This window comes from Sulfitobacter faviae (genome assembly GCF_029870955.1).
Classification (GTDB): Bacteria; Pseudomonadota; Alphaproteobacteria; order Rhodobacterales; family Rhodobacteraceae; genus Sulfitobacter; species Sulfitobacter faviae.
Genome location: NZ_PGFQ01000001.1, coordinates 2,479,334 through 2,498,206 on the forward strand (window position 1 = coordinate 2,479,334; position 18,873 = coordinate 2,498,206).

Genomic DNA, 18,873 nt, shown 5'->3' on the forward strand with positions numbered 1-18,873 from the left:
CTTTCAAGGACTGATAGCTGATGCCCGACCCCAAAACCGGCCCGACCGACGCCTATTCGATGATTCTGGAGGCCATCGACATTGGCACCTATCGCCCCGGTGACCGCTTGGTGGAGAGCGAATTGGCCGAGCGTTTTGGCGTCTCACGAACGCCGATCCGTGAGGCATTACAACGGCTTGAGACGCAGTCTCTGCTCATGCGCGATGGGCGTAGCCTGATCGTGGCCTCGCTGGATCACAACCAGATGGCCGAGCTTTACGTCGTCCGGGGCGAGCTGGAGGGGTTGGCCGCGCGTCTGGCCGCGCGCCATGCCACCGCCGAGGAGGTGCGCGTGCTGCGCGAGATGGTGGATGCCGACAACGCGCTGGCGGGCAATCCCAACGCGCTGGCACGGGCCAACAAACGGTTTCACAAGCAGATCCATCTGGCGTCGCACAACCGCTATTTGGTCCAGCAGCTTGACCTCGTGCATCGCTCCATGGCCCTGATGGCGACCTCATCCCTCGCGGTTGAGGGGCGCGGGGAGATTGCGCAGGCCGAACATAACCGCATCGTGCAGATGATCGAAGCCCGCGATGAGGATGGCGCGGATGAGGCGCTGCGCACGCATATCTCCGTCGCCTTCATGACCCGGTTGAAGCAGGAAGCTGCCCGGCGCGAGGATGATTTTTGAGCCTGTTGCGGGGTTTTACATAGCGCGGCAGAGTGTGGCCATGGGCGGTTTTGTCCCAGAAATGTGGGCTGCGATAGAGCTCAAACAGCGCTTTGGCGGCGGCCAAGGCGCCTAATGCGAAGTAGAGCGGGCAGGTGATGACCCAAGGCAGCAGATGCCGTTGACCCCGGTTTGAGACCGCGATGGTGGCGGCGCAGAAGTTCAGCATTTCCGACAGAATGAACAGCGCGAAGATCGCCGTCAGGACGGGTGGCGCAAGCCAGTCCGTGACCGGGTGATACAGCCCGAAAAAACTCAGCCACAGAGACCAGATAAGGGGCGCGAGGGCGAATTGCGAGACCGTGGCGAGAAATATCGCCTGCACGCCGATGAACCGCAGGGGGCCGAGGTCTTTCAGCAGGGCGCGTGGGCTTTGCATATGGACCGCCCAAGTGATGAGATATCCCTTCAGCCAACGGGATCGTTGCCGCACCCAAGGCCAAGGGCGGCAATTCGCCTCTTCATAAGTGGTGGTGCGCATCAGTTCGGTCACATAGCCGCGCCGCGCCAGCCGGAGACCCAGATCGGCATCCTCGGTCACGTTGTGGGCGTCCCAAGCGCCGAGCCGTTCAAGGATGTCGCGCCGGAAAAACAGCGTGGTGCCGCCCAGCGGGACGACCAGCCCCAGCCGGGCCACGCCCGGTAGGATCACCCGCCACCATGTCGCATATTCGATCGAAAAACAGCGGGCCATCCAATTGCCGCGGCTGTTGTAGAAATCCAGAACCCCCTGCAAACAAGCTGTATTTTCGGGGGCGTTGTGAAAGCGGGTGACGATCTGTTCGATCTGGTCCGGCTCCGGCGCATCCTCGGCATCCCAAACGCCGATGATGCTGCCGCGGCAGAAATCGAGTGCGTAGTTCAGGGCGCGGGGTTTGGTCTTGAGCGCCCCGGCATCGGGCACTTCGATCACGCTGATCCATGGCGGCAAGGAAGTGCGTGCGATGGTCTCACGGGTGAGCTTATCGCTCGCTTCGAGGACCAGAACCACCTCCAGCAGCGATTTGGGGTAGGTGAGCCGCGAAAGCCGCGCGATCAGCGCCTGCGCGATCTCTTCCTCATGCAGCAAGGGCACGATGACCGAGACACGGGGCAGGCGAAATCCCTTAATCTCTGCGGCATTCGGCGGCGACCGAGGGGGCTTGGGCCAGGTGAGAGAGGCCCAAAGGGCCGCAGCCTTGAGCCCGCTGGTCAGCAGCAGCGTCAGCGCGCCGCAGAGGAGAGCGAGGGTAAGAACGGCGGAGGGGAAGAACATCAGTAGCGCAAAGAGCGACAGCAAAACAGCTCGCAGCGCAAACCGTCGCTGCCAGCTGCGCACCCCCCAGTTCCGACAGCTTTCGGCATCCGCGACGCGGGTAACGGCATGTTCCGCGAGTTCCGCCGCATAGAGCCTGCCGATCTGGGTTCGCACCTCCCGGGGGTCGGCGACGACCAACACCAAAGTTTTCCCCCGCTCCCCCAAAGCCTTGCAAAGGTGAGGAAACTCCGCGGGGCGACCGCTGGCCACGAAAAGCCGGTCCCCCAATTCCAGCCATGGCACGGCCTCGAATTGCAGGCATAAATGCGCGGGTATCCGAGCCGCAAGCCGTTGATCGCAGGGGCTGCGGGTCAAGTCGACAGGTTGGGCGCCATACTGCCGGGCAAGGGCTTTGACGATGTCATCGGGGGCGACCAAGCCTTCGGTGGCCAGAACTTCGCCCAAGGGGGCGTCGATGCGGCGCTGTAGGTCCAGCCCGTGCAGCAGATCGCGCGGGCCGATGACCCCTGCGGCGATCAAATGTTGGCCCAACCGCATCCGGCGGGCGGGCGCGGTGGCCATCCGCGGCGCTGAGAGTTTCAGGCGAAGGTTGCTCATTCCGTGCCCCGTCGAGGTTCCGGAATGAGACTGGCAGGCGACCGTTAATCGAGAGTTAAAAGTCGCCTGTGCAATCAGTGCATGTAGAAAATTTTACGCGCTGCGCTCGGCCATCGCTTCGCTGAAGCGTTCGAACAGGTAGTAGCTGTCTTGCGGGCCGGGGCTGGCTTCGGGGTGGTGCTGGACGGACCAGATCGGGCGGCCATCGACGCGGATGCCGCAGTTCGACCCGTCAAAGAGCGAGACATGCGTCTCGCGCACGCCCTCGGGCAGGGACTGCCCGTCGACGGCGAAACCGTGGTTCATCGAGGTGATCTCGACCTTGCCGGTGTCGTAATCCTTGACCGGGTGGTTGGCGCCGTGGTGGCCGTGGCTCATCTTAACGGTGGTTGCGCCAAGCGCCAGCGCAAGCATCTGGTGGCCAAGGCAAATGCCAAAGACCGGCAGATCGGTTTTGTCCAGAACCTCGCGGATCATCGGCACGGCATAGGCGCCCGTCGCCGCCGGATCGCCCGGACCGTTGGAGAGGAAGACGCCATCGGGCTCATGGGCCATGATGTCCTCATAGGTCGCGGTGGCGGGCAGAACGGTGACATCGCAGCCCGCAGAGGCGAGGCAGCGCAGGATGTTGCGTTTCGCGCCATAGTCTACGGCGACGACCTTGTGCTTGGCTTCGGTCTGGGGCGCGTAGCCGTCGGGCCATGCCCACCGCATCTCATTCCAGCGATAGGTCTGGGCGCAGGTCACGTCCTTGGCCAGATCCATCCCTTCGAGCCCGGCAAAATCGCGCGCGGCGGCGACCAGCGCTTCGATGTCGAAGTTGCCATCCGGGTCATGGGCGAGGGCGGCGTGCGGCGCACCTTGCTGGCGGATTGCGCGGGTCAAGCGGCGGGTGTCGACACCGCCGATGGCGATGCGCCCGCGCGACGCCAGCCAATCCGACAGCGGCTGAATGTTGCGCCAGCTGCTGGGCGTGGTGGGCATCCATTTGACGACCATGCCCGCAGCGACCGGATCGCCGGTCTCATCATCTTCGGGGTTGGTGCCGACATTGCCGATATGCGGGAAGGTGAAGGTCACGATCTGGCCCGCATAGGACGGGTCGGTCATGATCTCTTGGTAGCCGGTCATCGCGGTGTTGAAACACAACTCCGCCACGGTCTGGCCGGTCGCGCCAAACCCCATGCCGTAGAAAATCGATCCATCCGCAAGGGCAAGGCAGGCGGTTGGGCGTGGGCGAGCGGGCGCGGACATGGGGCAGTCTCCGGGCAGAAAGGGGCGGGTAAACGGGTGGCAACCTAATCCCGCGCGGGCGCGGGGTCAATAGGCGGAGAGAAATGAGATATCGTTTCAGAACAGGGGTTTACCTATGGTCGCCCCCCATTGCTCCGCAGCGAGAGAGCCGCTAAGCTGCGACCCTTGGATTTAGCGAAACACAGGAAACCACCATGTCATTGCGGATGCGCATCTCGGATGCTTTGAAACAGGCCATGAAAGACAAGGCGGCGGACCGGCTTTCGACGCTGCGGCTGATCAATGCCGCGATCAAGGACAAGGACATCGCCGCCCGGGCCAACGGCAAGGATGAGGGCGTGTCGGATGCCGAGGTGCTGGGCATCCTCAGCAAAATGGCCAAACAGCGTCAGGAATCGGCGCGCGCCTATGAAGAGGGCGGACGGCTGGACCTTGCGGAGCGCGAGCGCGAAGAGGTCGAGGTGATCGAAGAATTCCTGCCAAGGCAGCTCAGCGTCACCGAAACCGCCGCCGCCGTGGATAAGGCCGTGGCCGATGTGGGCGCGACTTCGATCCGCGATATGGGCAAGGTCATGGGGCTGTTGAAAGAGCGGTATACCGGCCAGATGGATTTTGGCGCGGTGGGCCCGGTTATCAAAGACCGCCTGAGCTGAGCCGCGGTTGAGTTAAAAACCAGAGGGCTGGGCCGCAAGGTCTGGCCCTTTTCGGTGTCTGGCCCTGTTCAGTTCCGCAGATGCCGTGCCAGATCGTCGTAGAGCGCGATGCGCTCTTCTTCGCTGAGGAAGGCACCGATCTCAACCTCGCGGCCTTCGCCGCGTAGGGTGACGTAATGCGGCACGGGGCCGTCATCGTCGTATTTCTTCACTTGGGTCCAATAGCGGTTACAGTCCCAATCCTTGACCTCGCCCTTGGCGGTGGTGTGCACCAGCCGCGCCGTGGTGTCGTCGAGGGTCAGCACCTCTTCGATCTGGCGGGCGCGGTGATTGTGTTGCAAGGCCCAATAGACCGCCCCCAAGGCCAGAAGCACGAAGGGCAGCAGCCCCCAGAGCAGGGCGGTGCCGAGCATGGCGAAAAGCGGAATCATAGCCAGCGTAAATGTGGCCAGCATAAAGGCCGCAAAACCGCGCGCAGGCAGGGATTGATGCGGCCAAAGGCGCATCTGCTGCGGATTGGCGCGGGGCGGGGTGGTCCATTCGTAGGGCATGGGATCGCTCAGGCTCAGTCAAAAGCCAAGATAGCGGTGGGCCGGGCAATGGCAATGCGGCGCGGAGCCGCGGGAGGGGTCAATCGCCCAGCAAATCCCAGCGGTTTCCGAAAGGATCGCCAAAAACGGCCACTTTGCCATAGGGCTCATGACGCGGTTCTTCTTCGAAGGTCACGCCCGCAGCGGTCAGGCGGTCAAACTCCGCCGCGAAATCCTCGACCTTCAAGAACAGCCAAACACGGCCCGCGCCCTGATTGCCGATGGCGGCGCGCTGCGCCTCTCCGTCCGCGCGGGCCAGAACGAACCCCGTCTCAGCGCCCGGCGGGGTGACCCGGACCCAGCGTTTGCGGCCTTGCTCGACGTCCTCAGTCAGTTCGAACCCCATGACGCCGCAGTAAAAGGCGATGCCGGCGTCATAGTCGGGGACGATCAGGGTTATCGCAGAGAGGTGCATCGGCTCGCTCCTTGTGGGGGCGCGGCAAGGGGCCGCGCCCGGAGGTGATTTACTCTAACTCGACGAGCAGGTCTTTCGCATCGATCTGGCCACCGGCCTGCACATGCACGGCCTTTACCACCGCGTCGCGCTCCGCGTGAAGGCCGGTCTCCATCTTCATCGCTTCGATGGTCAGGATCAGGTCGCCCGCTTTGACCTGCTGGCCCGCCTTCACCCCAACGGAGGCCACGACCCCCGGCATCGGCGCGCCGATGTGGTCGGGATTGCCCGCCTCGGCCTTGGGGCGCTGCACGGTGGCATCCTTGACCAACCGGTTCGCCACGCGGATCACCCGCGGCTGGCCGTTGAGTTCAAAGAAGACCTTCACCTCGCCATCCTCACCGGCCTCAGATTCGGCCTGAAGGCGGATTTCCAAGGTTTTGCCGGGGTCGATCTCGGCTGAGATCTCCGCCCCCGGCTCCATGCCGTAGAAGAAGGTATGCGTGGGCAGGGTGCGCACCGGGCCATAGACGCGGTGGCGGCCCATGTAGTCGAGGAACACCTTGGGATACATCAGATAGCCGCAGAGGTCTTCGTCGTCGATCTGCATGCCGTCCAACTGCTCGGAAAGCTCTTTGCGCACGGCCTCTAGATCGACGGGCGCCAGATGTTTGCCGGGGCGTTCGGTGTTCGGCGTCTCGCCTTTCAGCACCTTCTTGACGATGCCCGCCGGGAAGCCATTCGGCGGCTGGCCGAGGTTGCCGCGCATCATGTCGATCACGCTGTCGGGGAAGGAGACATCGACATTCGGGTCTTCGACCTGCGCCCGGGTCAGCCCTTGGGAGACCATCATCAACGCCATGTCGCCCACCACTTTGGACGAAGGCGTGACCTTCACGATATCGCCGAACATTTGGTTCACGTCCGCATAGGTGCGCGCCACCTCGGGCCAGCGGTCTTCCAGCCCCATAGAGGCGGCCTGCGCCTTGAGGTTCGTGAACTGCCCGCCGGGCATTTCGTGCAGGTAAACCTCGGAGGAGGGCGCCTGCATGCCGGTCTCAAAGGCCGCGTAATGGCCACGCACTTCTTCCCAGTAATCAGAGATTTCGCGCACGGCTTTCATGTCAATCCCGGTGTCGCGGTCGGTATGTTGCAGGGCCGAAACCACGGTGCCGAGCGTCGCCTGAGACGTGTTGCCCGAAAGCGCATCCATCGCGCAGTCGACCGCATCGACGCCCGCCTCAGAGGCGGCGAGGATGGTGGCCGTGGCACTGCCCGCCGTGTCATGGGTGTGGAAATGGATCGGCAGGCCAACCTCGGATTTCAACGCTTTGACCAGCGCGCGGGCCTGAGCGGGTTTCAACAGGCCTGCCATGTCTTTCAGCCCCAGCACATGCGCGCCGGCGGCTTTCAGATCCTTGCCCATGTTGACGTAATACTGAAGGTCGTATTTCGCCCGGTCCGGGTCAAAGATGTCGCCCGTGTAGCAGATCGTGCCCTCGCAAATCTTGCCGGATTCTACGACCGCATCCATCGCCACGCGCATGTTCTCAACCCAGTTGAGACTGTCGAACACGCGGAACACATCGACGCCGGTATTGGCCGCCGTGGCCACGAATTTCTGCACCACGTTGTCGGGGTAATTGGTATAGCCCACCCCGTTGGAGGCGCGCAGCAGCATTTGGGTCATCACATTGGGCAGGGCCGCGCGCAGGTCGCGCAGGCGTTGCCACGGGCATTCCTGCAAGAAGCGATAGGCCACATCGAAGGTCGCCCCGCCCCAGCATTCGACCGAGAAGAGCTGCGGCAGATTGGCGGCATAGGCGGGGGCCACCTTGATCATATCGAGGCTGCGCATCCGCGTGGCCAAGAGCGACTGATGCGCATCGCGCATGGTGGTGTCGGTGATGAGCAGTTGACGCTGTTGGCCCATCCACTCGGCCACCGCCTCGGGGCCCTTTTGTTCTAATAGGTTACGCGTGCCCATCTGCGGCTCGCCGCGCAGCACGGGCGGCTTGGGGTCGCGGACATGGGCGGCGGGCAGGGCATGGCCCTTGGTCTCTGGATGGCCGTTGACGGTGATGTCGGCGATATAGGTCAGCACCTTGGTCGCGCGGTCGCGGCGTTGCTCGAACTGAAACAGCTCGGGCGTCTCGTCGATGAATTTGGTGGTGTATTCGTTGCTCAGAAACGTTGGATGTTTTAGCAGGTTCTCGACGAAGGCGATGTTGGTGCTGACCCCGCGCACCCGGAATTCGCGCAGGGCGCGGTCCATCCGGGCGATGGCCATCTCGGGCGTCGGCGCCTTGGCGGTGACCTTGGTCAGCAGGCTGTCGTAATAGCGCGTGATGACCCCGCCCGCATAGGCCGTGCCGCCATCGAGCCGGATGCCCATGCCGGTGGCCGAGCGGTAGGCGGTGATACGGCCATAGTCGGGGATGAAATTGTTCTGCGGGTCTTCGGTGGTGACGCGGGTTTGTAGGGCGTGACCGGTGAGGGTGATGTCCTCCTGCCGTGCCTTGCCCGTCGCCTCAGCCAGCGGTTTGCCCTCGGCAATGAGGATCTGGGCGCGAACGATGTCGATGCCGGTGACTTCTTCGGTGACGGTATGTTCGACCTGTACGCGGGGGTTCACCTCGATGAAGTAGAAATTGCCGGTTTCCATATCCATCAGGAATTCGACGGTGCCCGCGCACTCATAGTTCACATGGGCGCAGATTTTGCGGCCCAATTCGCAGATCTCGGCGCGTTGGTCCTCGCTCAGATAGGGGGCGGGGGCGCGTTCGACGACCTTTTGGTTGCGGCGCTGGACCGAGCAGTCGCGTTCGTAAAGGTGGTAAATGTCGCCCTGTTTGTCGCCGAGGATCTGCACTTCGACATGGCGGGCGCGCAGGATCATCTTCTCCAGATAGCCCTCGCCATTGCCAAAAGCGGCTTCGGCCTCGCGGCGCCCTTCGCGCACTTTCTCTTCCAGTTCCTTTTCGGACATGATCGGCCGCATCCCGCGCCCGCCGCCGCCCCAAGAGGCTTTGAGCATCAGCGGATAGCCGACCTCGGCCGCCTCGGCGCGGATCGCATCCATGTCTTCGCCCAGCACTTCGGTGGCGGGGATGACCGGCACGCCCGCCGCCATCGCGACGCGGCGGGCAGAGGCTTTGTCCCCCAAGGCGCGCATCGTTTCGGCCCGCGGGCCGATGAAGGTGATGCCGTTCTTCTCGCAGGCATCGACGAATTCCGGGTTTTCCGACAGCAGGCCATAGCCCGGGTGGATGGCATCGGCGCCCGCCGCCTTGGCCACGCGGATCATCTCGTCAATGCTGAGATAGGCGGCGACGGGGCCGAGACCTTCACCGATGCGATAGGCCTCATCCGCTTTGAAACGGTGCAGGCCCAGCTTGTCCTCTTCGGCGTAGACCGCGACCGTTTTCTTGCCCATCTCATTGGCGGCGCGCATGATGCGGATCGCGATCTCACCACGGTTCGCGATCAGGATCTTTTTAAAATCGGTCACTGGCTGGTCTCCCCTGCTGGTTTTAAAGGCAGCTTAGGGATGCTGCGGTGCAGCGCAAGAGGGCTGTGGCCGTCTTTGTCACATTTCTGCAAGCTTTCCGATCAGAGCGGCGACAGATCAAAGGGGGGAGGGAGGTCGCGCAGGTTCCGCGCGCCCAGCTGTCCCATATTGGCGGTCAGGTCGCGGGCAAGCACATCGATCAGGTGATCGACCCCGCGCGGCCCAAGGGCGGCGAGGGCAAAGTGGAAGGCCCGGCCCAGCATGACGAAATCCGCGCCGAGCGCGAAGGCGCGCAGGATATCAAGGCCCGATTCCACGCCGCTGTCAAAGATCACCGGCAGTTTCGTGGCGGCACGAATGGCGGGCAGCGCCTCGGCGCTGGCGGGGGCCGCGTCGAACTGGCGGCCAGCGTGGTTCGAGACCCAGATCGCATCGGCCCCGGCCTTTTCCATCTCTGTGGCGTCTTCGGGGCGCAGCACGCCTTTGATCACCAGCGGCCCTTCCCAGTGATCGCGCAGCCAATGCAAATAGTCCCAATCGGGCGCGGTGCGCAGCAGATAGCCCACATGCGCGGTCGGCGGCAGGTTCGCGGTGGCCGTGCCTTCGGTGTATTTGTCGAGCATTTTCATATGTGGCAGACCCCGACGGGCCATGCCCATTGCCCAAGCCGGGCGCATCGCGACCTGCGCCATCAGTCTTGGGGTCAATTTGGGCGGGCTGGTCAGGCCAGAACGGGTCTGCCGCTCACGGCGCGAGGCGACCGGCACGTCGACGGTCAGGACCAAAGTCGTGAAACCCGCAGCCTTGGCCCGCGCCAGCATATCGGTCCGAATTTCCGGGTCGCGCGGGGGTAGAGCTGGAACCAACCATGCGCGCCCAGATGGGGCGCTACATCTTCCGGGCAGGTCGCGGCCACGGTGGACAGGCCAAAAGGAATGCAGGCGCGATCCGCCGCGCGGGCAAGATGGGCTTCGGCATCGGGCCAGATCAGGCCGGACATGCCCAAGGGGGACATGCCGAAGGGCAGGGGGAGTTTTCGCCCCATCAGATCGACGCTGAGGTCAGGTGTGAATTCGCCGTGCAACACCGAGGGCATCAGCCCAACGCGGTCTAGGGCCGCGCGGTTGCGGTGTTTGGTGGCCTCCGTCCCGGTGGCGGAATCAAGGTATTCCCAAACGAATTTAGGCAGGCGCGACTGCGCGCGGCTGCGAAGGTCCGAAAGGGCGGGGTAGGTTGCATGTAGGTCCATGGCGGCATTTGCGCCAAAGGGTTACGGATTGTCCAGATGGTGCGGCTGCGTCGGGGGTGAGGGTGCTTCCGTCCGGGTAGGGCGCCGAGGCGCTACTGCCGAAAAACGGACCGGGCAAGGGGGGCGGCCTCGCTTACCTTGCGGCCCGGCGGTGTGGGTAGGTTGTCCGCCATATCCACAAGCGCCGCGATGGCTGCTTCGATTTCGTCGCCTTCGCTGGCGGCGGTGCCTTCCATGTCGATCAGGTGAACGGTAGGATTGGCCTCGGCGTCCAGCCGTTCCTGCGCGATCGAGCGTAGCTCTTGCATGGTGCTGTCGATGGCGCGGCAGAGCCCGGCCAGCATCCCCGCCGATCCGGTAAGCTTCGCCGGATCGATCAGCCCCTTTTCGGCGGCATCCAGCACCGTCGAGATTTGTTCAAGTTTGAACGAGGATGTCGCCGCGAAATAGCGGACATCTTCAAAAGCGAGGGTATCGCGGTTGTCCCGCTGCACCCGCTCCACAACGATGGCGCTGCCCACCACCCGGTCAAGACCGCGGTAGGATTGCACATGATGCAATGTGGTGTCCCAAATCAGCGGCCCGCGCGGCATATGCAGCATCTCGCGATAGCGGATTTGCCCCGCGTTCGAGACGCAGCGCGCATAGCGTTCATTGACGGCCTCAGCCTCTTCATGGGGCATGAAACTGTGTAGGGGGCGGTTTATCACCTCACTCATCACCATGCCGCTATGCACCTCATGGGCGGTGTTAAGAGCCAAAAGCTCGAAATGCCCGCTGTCAGCGTTCAATTCCGCAATGAACATCGGCAGTTTGAACCGGTCAATCTCTCGGCGCAGTACCGAAGTATCATCGTTTCTGAACATGAGCGGTTCCTCTCGTTTATCGTTGTGTCAGCACATTGCCGCCAAAGCATTATCAACGGGTAAAGATTTCCCCCGCATTTTAAATTCACCCAGTTTTGTCCGTAGTGGCGCCAAATCGGGACTTGAATATCTTTCGAAGGAACATTTGAGGAACGTCTCTTTATCTCGTACCCCGGACGCGCTAGATTGCGGGCATGAGTGATTTTGACGAAATGGACGCCTTTGAGGGCGCCTCCCTGTCCGCCCGCGCCATGGCCGCGCGTCCGCAGCCTTATCTGGAGGGGTTGAATCCCGCCCAACGGGCCGCGGTCGAGACGTTGGATGGCCCCGTGCTGATGCTTGCCGGGGCGGGCACAGGCAAAACGCGGGCGTTGACGGCGCGAATCGTGCATCTGCTCAACACCGGGCGCGCGCGCCCGCATGAGGTTCTGGCGGTCACCTTCACCAACAAGGCCGCGCGGGAGATGAAAACCCGCGTAGGCCAGATGCTGGGCCAGCAGGTTGAGGGGATGCCATGGCTCGGCACCTTTCACGCGATTTGCGTCAAGCTGCTGCGGCGGCATGCGGAATTGGTGGGGCTGAAAAGCAATTTCACGATTCTCGATACGGATGACCAGCTGCGCCTGCTCAAACAATTGGTCGCCGCCGAAGGGATCGACGACAAGCGCTGGCCCGCGCGGATGCTGGCGGGGATCATCGACGGCTGGAAAAACCGCGCGTTGACCCCGGACAAGATCCCGAGTGCGGATGCCGGGGCATACAACCACCGCGGGCCGGAAATTTACGCGCAATATCAACGCCGTCTGATCGAATTGAATGCGACCGATTTCGGCGATCTGCTGCTCCATATGGTGACGATTTTCCAGGCGCACCCGGATGTGTTGGCGCAGTATCAGCGTTGGTTCAAATACATCCTCGTTGACGAATATCAGGATACCAACGTGGCCCAATACCTGTGGCTGCGGCTCTTGGCACAGGGGCACAAGAACATCTGCTGCGTGGGTGACGATGATCAGTCGATCTATGGCTGGCGCGGGGCTGAAGTGGGCAACATCCTGCGGTTTGAAACGGATTTCCCCGGCGCTCATGTGGTCAAGCTTGAGCAGAATTACCGCTCGACCCCGCATATCCTCGCCGCCGCCTCGGGCGTGATCGCGGGAAATGAGGGGCGCTTGGGCAAGACTCTCTGGACCGAAGAGACCGAGGGCGAAAAGGTCCGCCTCATCGGCCATTGGGATGGCGAGGAAGAGGCCCGTTGGATCGGGGATGAGATCGAATCCGCGCAGCGCGGCACAAGAGGGCTCGACCCCTTCTCGCTTGACGATATGGCGATTCTCGTCCGGGCGAGCCACCAGATGCGCGCTTTTGAAGACCGGTTTCTGACCATTGGCCTGCCTTATAAGGTGATTGGCGGCCCGCGATTCTATGAGCGTTTGGAAATCCGCGACGCCATGGCCTATTTCCGCGTGGTCACCAGCCCCGATGATGATCTCGCCTTCGAGCGGATTGTGAACACGCCCAAGCGGGGTTTGGGCGAGAAGGCGCAGCAGAAAATCCAACGCACGGCGCGGGATCATGGGGTGAACCTTGTCGAAGGTGCGCGAATTCTTCTCGCCCATGGCGGGATCAGCGGCAAAGGGGCGGCGCAACTGCGGCTTTTGATCGACGGGATCGACCGTTGGTCGTCGATGTTGCAAGGTCCGCGGATCGAGATCAGCGAAGACGACTCGGTGCTGGATGATGGCGTCGCGCCGCTGCGGGTGGATTACGGCCCACCGGACGTGTCCCATGTCGAACTGGCCGAGATGATTCTCGACGAAAGCGGCTATACCGGGATGTGGCAGAATGACAAAACGCCCGAAGCGCCGGGGCGGCTGGAAAACCTCAAGGAACTGGTCAAAGCCTTGGAAGGCTTCGAGAACCTTCAAGGCTTCCTCGAACATGTCAGCCTGATCATGGATAATGAGCAGGAGGGCGATGGCGAGAAGGTCTCGATCATGACGCTGCACGCGGCTAAGGGTTTGGAATTCCCCATGGTTTTCCTGCCAGGCTGGGAAGATGGGCTGTTCCCCTCGCAGCGTTCGATGGATGAAAGCGGGATGAAGGGGCTCGAAGAAGAGCGGCGGCTGGCCTATGTCGGCATCACCCGGGCGGAGCAGATTTGTACCATCTCTTTCGCCGCCAATCGCCGGGTCTTTGGCCAATGGCAGAATGCGATGCCGTCGCGTTTCATTGATGAGCTGCCCGAAGAACACGTGGATGTGCTGACCCCGCCGGGGCTTTACGGCGGCGGTTTTGGCGCGGCCATGCCGCAATCGGACCTACATGACCGTGCCGCAAGCGCGAATGTCTATAACTCACCGGGTTGGAAACGCCTGCAATCACGCAGCGGGGCGCGGGGCACCAGCCAGCCGCGCGAAAGCCGCAATGTCACGATCGACATGCAGGCGGTCGCCGCTTTTAAGATGGGTGAGCGCGTTTTTCACGATAAATTCGGCTATGGTGAAGTGATCGGCATCGAAGGTGACAAGATGGAAGTCGCCTTTGAGAAGGCCGGGACCAAAAAGGTCGTCTCGCGCTTCTTGACCGGCGGGAAAGACGTGCCCTTCTAAAAGCGTATCCTGGGGCGGGCTGCCAAAGGCCTGCCTGAACAAGACCTTACAAACAAAAACGACGACACCTTGGGAGGAAGGTGCCGCCGTTTCTATGTCGGCCCGAAGCGTCGAGGGAGGGTCGGCTTCGGGTCTCCTTGCGGGGTCCGCCTCATTCAGGGAGGAGGAAAGTGACGCGCACCCCGGCTTTCAGACGACAGAACAGGGAGGGGTTCTGACGTCCGATCTCTATCTCTGCTTAGCCGCGGGAAGATTCCCATGCGACGCGGCGCAGTTCGGAACGGCTCAGACCAAGATCGGCCAGTTCGCGGTTGCTCAACGCGCTCAGACCGTCGAAAGTTTCACGGTACAGACGGTGCTGTTTGTAGCGGGTTGCCAGTGCTTCGAATGCGCCGCCGATACGGGCGAAGACGGAAGTTGTGTTTGCGGTGGTTGTGTTCATGTAAGCCATTTCGGCGCCTCTTTTTTCATCTGTGGATCATCTCGTTGCCTGCTATTTACGCCCTTTCTGCATTTGCACAACGGGCATAAAGTCAATGCCGCTATGCAGAAAGCGCATAGGTTCTGAGTGGCGCAAGTTGTTGATAAAAAACGGTTTTGCCCGCGCGGCAAAAGGGCGCAGGGTCATAAAACTGTCATATATGGGGAGGGGGGAAAGGTATGGGGAGGGGGGAAAGGGGGCGACGACATCTGGGAGGAGGTAGATGTCGCCGCCAATAACAGACACATCCGGGAGGAGGATGGACGCGTCTGGTCTTTCCAAACTTGCCTGCATCCGGGAGGAGGAATGGATGCATCCAAGTCTTGGTAAAATCAGACACATTCGGGAGGAGGAAGAATGTGTCTGGTCTTTCCGAAAGCGAGGCGCTTGGCCCTGCCTATGAACCTAAGTTAGCGCTAATTGCTGCGCGTGCACAATATTTCTTTTTGCAATGCTGCTATGCGGCAAAAACATGGTACCCCTGCGTAATCCTTGGGCATTGCGCCTCTTCCCTATGCAAAAAGGGCCGTCCCCTTGCGCTTGGCGCAGAACCTGCCATTTCAGAAGCCGTAATAGAGGAGAATTTGCGCATGTCTGTGACCAAAGCAGAAGTCGAAGCGGCGCTGGCGCGGGTGCAACTGCCCGACGGCAAGAGCCTGCTGTCCCATGATCTGGTCCGCGCGCTGGTGGTCGAAGGCGATAAGGTGCGATTCGTCATCGAAGCGCCCAATGCCGATGTGGCGCGGCAGATGGCACCGTTGCGCGACGCGGCAGAGCAGGTGGTTCGCGATCTGCCGGGGTGGGTGATGTGTCGGTCGCGCTGACCGCGCATGGCCCCGCACCGAAAGCGCCCAGTCTCAAGGTCGGCGGGCATCCCAAACCGCAAGGCGGGCCGATGAAACCCAGCGGCGTGAAGCGCATCCTCGCCATCGGCTCGGGTAAGGGCGGTGTGGGCAAATCCACCGTCAGTTCCAACCTCGCCGTGGCGCTTGCGCGGGCCGGGCGCAAGGTGGGGCTTCTGGATGCCGATATCTATGGGCCCAGCCAGCCGCGCATGATGGGGGTCAACAAGCGCCCCGCGAGCCCCGATGGTAAGACGATCATTCCCTTGCAGGCCCATGGCGTGACCATGATGTCGATCGGCTTTATGTTGGAAGAGGGTAAGGCCGTGGTCTGGCGTGGGCCGATGCTGATGGGCGCGCTGCAGCAGATGCTCGGGCAGGTGGAATGGGGTGAGCTGGACGTGCTGCTCGTCGATCTGCCACCCGGCACCGGCGATGTGCAACTGACGCTCTGCACCAAGTCCGAGCTTTCGGGCGCCATCGTGGTCAGCACCCCGCAGGACGTGGCCTTGATCGACGCGCGCAAGGCGCTCGACATGTTCGCCACGTTGAAAACCCCGGTGCTAGGATTGATCGAGAATATGTCGACATTCGTCTGCCCCGATTGTGGCTCTCAGCATGAGATCTTCGGCCAAGGCGGTGTGGCGGCGGAGGCCGAGAAGGTGGGCGTGCCGCTTTTGGGCAGCCTGCCGATTGATCTCGATACCCGTTTGGCCGGGGACAGCGGCACACCGGTCGCCGCGGGCGAGGGGCCGATGGCCGATGCCTATGCCCGGCTCGCAAAGGGCTTGGTCGAGGGTGGCATGGCCTGATGAGGGTGGCGCGGGCGGTTAGCCCAGCTCGCGCCCTTCGATCAGGTGGCCGTAAAGTGTGGTCAGCATCGAGACGAAAACCAGCCCCTCTATAAGATAGAGCAGGGAATCCAGCATCAGCCGCAGGCCCGGGTCGGCGGGCAGCAACATGCTGGCGATCACGCCGAGTAGCGTGTTCACCACCGCCAGCAATACGGCCAGCGCCCAAAGTGTGCCGGCCAAAGGCTCGGTCGCGCGCCAGCTGTCGCGGACCGACATGACGTGGCCCAGAGCGGCGGCGGGCAGCACGAGGCTGAGCCGCAGCGCCAGCCAAAGGAAGGCCACCCCCGCCACCAGTCCGATCAACAGCAGTGCCGCCGGGCTCGACCCGGTCAGCCCGCCCAGAAGTAGCATGGCAAGGCCGATGGGAATGGCCGCGAGAAACTGCACGAAGCCCAGAACGATGGCCCGCCAGACATAGGCCCAGAACAGCCCCATGCCCGGGCGCAGGGCGCTCCTGTCGTGATCAAGCAAGACATAGCGGTGCCAGAGGATGGCCATCAGCGCATAGCCAAGAATGCCCGCCAGCCCGCAGGCGATCAGGATCAGAAGTTGGCCCGCAGGCGGCGGGGCGGCGTTCTCGATCACCTGATCCATGGCCCCAAGCGCATCCCCGCCAGCAGGCCCGCGGCGGCGGCGGCCCCATCACCCAGAGCACCGCAGGCAGGATCACCCGCAGCGTGGTCGAGGGCGCGTGAAACAGCATGTTCAGCGCGTGGGTGAATAGAGCCGTGGCCTTGATCATGATGCACTCCCTCCGTTTCGCGCCATTACATGCCGTGCGTGGGCCGAAAGGACAAGATACCGCTGTCAGGAGGGGCGGTGCGGTTGGGAAAGCATGGGTCGCTGGGAGGTCATGGGAAAAGTCGCGGGAATGCATGGGAAGTCTGGGAAATCATGGGCGCCCCTTGCGCCATTGGGGGTGTTACCCGATTCGCAGCCACGGGAACTGGCGTGCAATTCGAACGCCCTGGACGCATTCTGCAGAACAGGCAACGAACACGTCCTGTGGATAACTATGTGAGCAAATTTTAGTGGGAAACTGTGGGATATTGTGCAGGTCCTAATTCGTTAACAAGATATAGTGTTTCAGACTTAAACGATCCCAAATTAAGCCATGCTGCGCGCGAAAAGTTATACCAGATGTTGTTCTCACAGCCTGTGCAAAACAAAATATTGGGCGGAAATCCAAAAAATATCTAGACGCCCATCAATTCCCATGGCATCCCTAATGCATCGGATGAGAACGGGACACGGGGCAGCAAACGACCCCAAAATAAATCAAAACCTAGCAGGTTTCATACAGGCACCTCGCTTTCATCAGACCAAAGAGATCCGGCGCGCGAGCGAGCAGACATCCCCCCAGGTGGCGCGCGCAGTCGGACTTCCCCCGCCAAGCTGCGGGACGTGGGCGGCGGGTTGATCAGTGGCAGCAGATCAACCCGCCGTTTCCATTTCCGGGGCAGGGGATTGAGGCGGATAACGAGTTTAAGCGCAAAGGCGCAAGAGGCAGGGACAACAAGTGAGCCGCAGGTTCAGAGGCGAAAGCCACCACAAGGTCGATACGAAGGGGCGGGTGTCTATCCCAGCCTCTTTTCGGCGTGTGTTGGAGGCTGGCGACCCGAACTGGAAGAACGGCGACAATCCCGAACTGGTCATCGTCTATGGCGATCACCGCCGCAACTACCTTGAGTGCTACACCATGGAGGCCATCGAAGAGGTTGACGCCAAGATCGACCGCATGCCGCGGGGCTCCATGCAGCGCAAGGCGCTTCAGCGTCTGTTCCACGGCCAGTCTTTCCCCACGACGGTAGATGAGACGGGCCGTTTGGTGCTGCCCGCCAAGCTGCGCAACAAGATCGAACTCAACGGCGAGGCGTTCTTTATCGCCGCCGGTGACACCTTCCAGATCTGGAAGCCCGAAACCTATGAGACCGAGGAAGAGGCGTGGCAGCAGGAACTGCCCGACGATGTCGATCCGCTCTCGTTCCTTGATGGTGATATGGAGATCTGAGGGAATGGTTGCTGCCTCTGACCCTTCCGCCCCTCACACCCCCGTTCTGCTGCGCCCGATCCTATCTGCCGTGGCGCCCGTAGAGGGGGTTTGGTTGGATGGCACCTTTGGCGCGGGCGGCTACACCCGCGGCTTGCTTGAGGCCGGAGCCGCGCGTGTGGTGGCTGTCGACCGCGATCCGCTGGCCTTTGAGATGGCGGCGGCATGGGCCGGGGACTATGGCGATCGGATCACCATGCAACAGGGCGTCTTCTCGCGCATGGATGAATATGCCCAAGACCTCGATGGCGTGGTGCTGGACCTCGGCGTTTCCTCCATGCAGCTCGATCAGGCGGAGCGTGGCTTTTCCTTCATGAAAGATGGCCCGCTCGACATGCGGATGAGCCAAGATGGCCCCTCGGCTGCCGATTTGGTCAACGAGGCCGAGGAAGAGGTAATCGCCAATATCCTCTTTCAATATGGCGAAGAACGCGCCTCGCGCCGGATCGCCAAGGCGATTGTCCGCGCCCGCGAAGACGCGCCGATCACCACCACGTTGGAATTGGCAAAGCTGGTCGAAGGCTGCCTGCCGCGCGCTAAGCCCGGCCAGAGCCATCCGGCAACCCGCAGTTTCCAAGCGCTGCGGATTGCGGTGAACAATGAATATGGCGAGCTCTTTCAGGGGCTTATGGCCGCCGAGCGGGCGTTGAAGCCGGGCGGGAAGCTGGCGGTGGTGACCTTTCATTCAGTCGAGGACCGCATGGTCAAACGCTTCCTCACCGCGCGTGCCGGGGCCGGGGCAATGCCAACCGTTTCGCCCCCGCGCTTGAGCAGGCACCGCCGCAGTTCACGCTGAAATCCCGCAAGGCGATTGGCCCTGACGCGCAGGAATTGGAAGAGAACCCGCGCAGCCGGTCGGCCAAGCTGCGGGTCGCCACGCGCACCGATGCGCCCAGTGGTGAGATTGACGCGAAAACCATCGGCATGCCGATGGTCAGGGGGATCTGAG

12 protein-coding genes and 3 pseudogenes are annotated in these 18,873 nt (G+C 62.2%); 6 read left to right on the top strand and 9 right to left on the bottom strand.

What is annotated here, in order from left to right; all coding sequences use genetic code 11:
• The first annotated feature begins 20 nt into the window (after positions 1-20).
• Positions 21-674 carry a GntR family transcriptional regulator gene (locus CUR85_RS12785; protein WP_067262669.1) on the top strand — a complete coding sequence of 218 codons (654 nt, stop codon included), beginning with the start codon at positions 21-23 and terminating at the stop codon, positions 672-674.
• Here the strand turns inward: CUR85_RS12785 and CUR85_RS12790 are convergent.
• Together CUR85_RS12790 and carA are read right to left on the bottom strand one after the other, a co-directional pair.
• Positions 625-2,568: a glycosyltransferase gene (locus CUR85_RS12790; protein WP_067262666.1), complete on the bottom strand. Its 1,944-nt coding sequence runs from the start codon at positions 2,566-2,568 to the stop codon at positions 625-627. The two genes, CUR85_RS12785 and CUR85_RS12790, sit on opposite strands and share 50 nt — an antisense overlap.
• Positions 2,569-2,661: 93 nt before the next feature.
• On the bottom strand, positions 2,662-3,822 hold the full coding sequence (gene carA, locus CUR85_RS12795; protein ID WP_067262663.1) for a glutamine-hydrolyzing carbamoyl-phosphate synthase small subunit: 1,161 nt from the start codon (positions 3,820-3,822) through the stop codon (positions 2,662-2,664).
• 194 nt (positions 3,823-4,016) lie between these two features.
• Here carA and CUR85_RS12800 point away from each other — a divergent pair, with 194 nt between their 5' ends.
• Positions 4,017-4,475, top strand: a complete 459-nt coding sequence (locus tag CUR85_RS12800) for a GatB/YqeY domain-containing protein (protein WP_067262660.1) — start codon at positions 4,017-4,019, stop codon at positions 4,473-4,475.
• A gap of 68 nt (positions 4,476-4,543) precedes the next feature.
• Here CUR85_RS12800 and CUR85_RS12805 read toward each other — a convergent pair whose 3' ends face one another.
• From CUR85_RS12805 to CUR85_RS12825, 5 genes and pseudogenes are all read right to left on the bottom strand, one after another.
• Complete coding sequence (locus tag CUR85_RS12805; RefSeq protein ID WP_067262658.1) at positions 4,544-5,026, bottom strand: DUF2244 domain-containing protein; 483 nt, start codon at positions 5,024-5,026, stop codon at positions 4,544-4,546.
• A 79-nt stretch (positions 5,027-5,105) separates the two neighbouring features.
• Positions 5,106-5,480 carry a VOC family protein gene (locus CUR85_RS12810; protein WP_067262656.1) on the bottom strand — a complete coding sequence of 125 codons (375 nt, stop codon included), beginning with the start codon at positions 5,478-5,480 and terminating at the stop codon, positions 5,106-5,108.
• Between the two features lie 49 nt (positions 5,481-5,529).
• Entirely contained in the window at positions 5,530-8,970 is a 3,441-nt protein-coding gene (locus tag CUR85_RS12815) for a pyruvate carboxylase (RefSeq protein ID WP_067262654.1), read from the bottom strand.
• Between the two features lie 101 nt (positions 8,971-9,071).
• Positions 9,072-10,219 (bottom strand): annotated as a pseudogene (locus CUR85_RS12820) (alpha-hydroxy acid oxidase).
• 92 nt (positions 10,220-10,311) lie between these two features.
• Positions 10,312-11,085 (bottom strand): hypothetical protein, encoded by a 774-nt coding sequence (locus tag CUR85_RS12825; RefSeq protein WP_280322679.1) that lies wholly within the window; start codon positions 11,083-11,085, stop codon positions 10,312-10,314.
• A gap of 194 nt (positions 11,086-11,279) precedes the next feature.
• Here CUR85_RS12825 and CUR85_RS12830 point away from each other — a divergent pair, with 194 nt between their 5' ends.
• Positions 11,280-13,697 carry an ATP-dependent helicase gene (locus CUR85_RS12830; protein WP_067262645.1) on the top strand — a complete coding sequence of 806 codons (2,418 nt, stop codon included), beginning with the start codon at positions 11,280-11,282 and terminating at the stop codon, positions 13,695-13,697.
• A 238-nt stretch (positions 13,698-13,935) separates the two neighbouring features.
• Here CUR85_RS12830 and CUR85_RS12835 read toward each other — a convergent pair whose 3' ends face one another.
• The gene (locus tag CUR85_RS12835; protein WP_271693367.1) at positions 13,936-14,139 is read right to left on the bottom strand and encodes a DUF1127 domain-containing protein; all 204 of its coding nucleotides are present in this window, start codon (positions 14,137-14,139) and stop codon (positions 13,936-13,938) included.
• Between the two features lie 629 nt (positions 14,140-14,768).
• On the opposite strand from CUR85_RS12835, the pseudogene CUR85_RS12845 reads away from it, so the two are divergent.
• Positions 14,769-15,832, top strand: a pseudogene (locus CUR85_RS12845) (Mrp/NBP35 family ATP-binding protein).
• 18 nt (positions 15,833-15,850) lie between these two features.
• Here CUR85_RS12845 and CUR85_RS12850 read toward each other — a convergent pair.
• Positions 15,851-16,468: a hypothetical protein gene (locus CUR85_RS12850; protein ID WP_280322681.1), complete on the bottom strand. Its 618-nt coding sequence runs from the start codon at positions 16,466-16,468 to the stop codon at positions 15,851-15,853.
• 925 nt (positions 16,469-17,393) lie between these two features.
• On the opposite strand from CUR85_RS12850, the gene mraZ reads away from it, so the two are divergent.
• Positions 17,394-17,885 carry a division/cell wall cluster transcriptional repressor MraZ gene (mraZ, locus tag CUR85_RS12855; protein ID WP_082851962.1) on the top strand — a complete coding sequence of 164 codons (492 nt, stop codon included), beginning with the start codon at positions 17,394-17,396 and terminating at the stop codon, positions 17,883-17,885.
• Positions 17,886-17,889: 4 nt separating this feature from the next.
• Positions 17,890-18,872, top strand: a pseudogene (rsmH, locus tag CUR85_RS12860) (16S rRNA (cytosine(1402)-N(4))-methyltransferase RsmH).
• Position 18,873: the final 1 nt, after the last annotated feature.

Excerpts from the sequence above, each read along its gene's own strand:
- CUR85_RS12785 (WP_067262669.1), top strand. The coding sequence starts at position 21 with ATGCCCGACCCCAAAACCGGCCCGACCGACGCCTATTCGATGATTCTG.
- CUR85_RS12790 (WP_067262666.1), bottom strand. The coding sequence starts at position 2,568 with ATGAGCAACCTTCGCCTGAAACTCTCAGCGCCGCGGATGGCCACCGCG.
- carA (WP_067262663.1), bottom strand. The coding sequence starts at position 3,822 with ATGTCCGCGCCCGCTCGCCCACGCCCAACCGCCTGCCTTGCCCTTGCG.
- CUR85_RS12800 (WP_067262660.1), top strand. The coding sequence starts at position 4,017 with ATGTCATTGCGGATGCGCATCTCGGATGCTTTGAAACAGGCCATGAAA.
- CUR85_RS12805 (WP_067262658.1), bottom strand. The coding sequence starts at position 5,026 with ATGCCCTACGAATGGACCACCCCGCCCCGCGCCAATCCGCAGCAGATG.
- CUR85_RS12810 (WP_067262656.1), bottom strand. The coding sequence starts at position 5,480 with ATGCACCTCTCTGCGATAACCCTGATCGTCCCCGACTATGACGCCGGC.
- CUR85_RS12825 (WP_280322679.1), bottom strand. The coding sequence starts at position 11,085 with ATGTTCAGAAACGATGATACTTCGGTACTGCGCCGAGAGATTGACCGG.
- CUR85_RS12830 (WP_067262645.1), top strand. The coding sequence starts at position 11,280 with ATGAGTGATTTTGACGAAATGGACGCCTTTGAGGGCGCCTCCCTGTCC.
- CUR85_RS12835 (WP_271693367.1), bottom strand. The coding sequence starts at position 14,139 with ATGAACACAACCACCGCAAACACAACTTCCGTCTTCGCCCGTATCGGC.
- CUR85_RS12850 (WP_280322681.1), bottom strand. The coding sequence starts at position 16,468 with ATGGATCAGGTGATCGAGAACGCCGCCCCGCCGCCTGCGGGCCAACTT.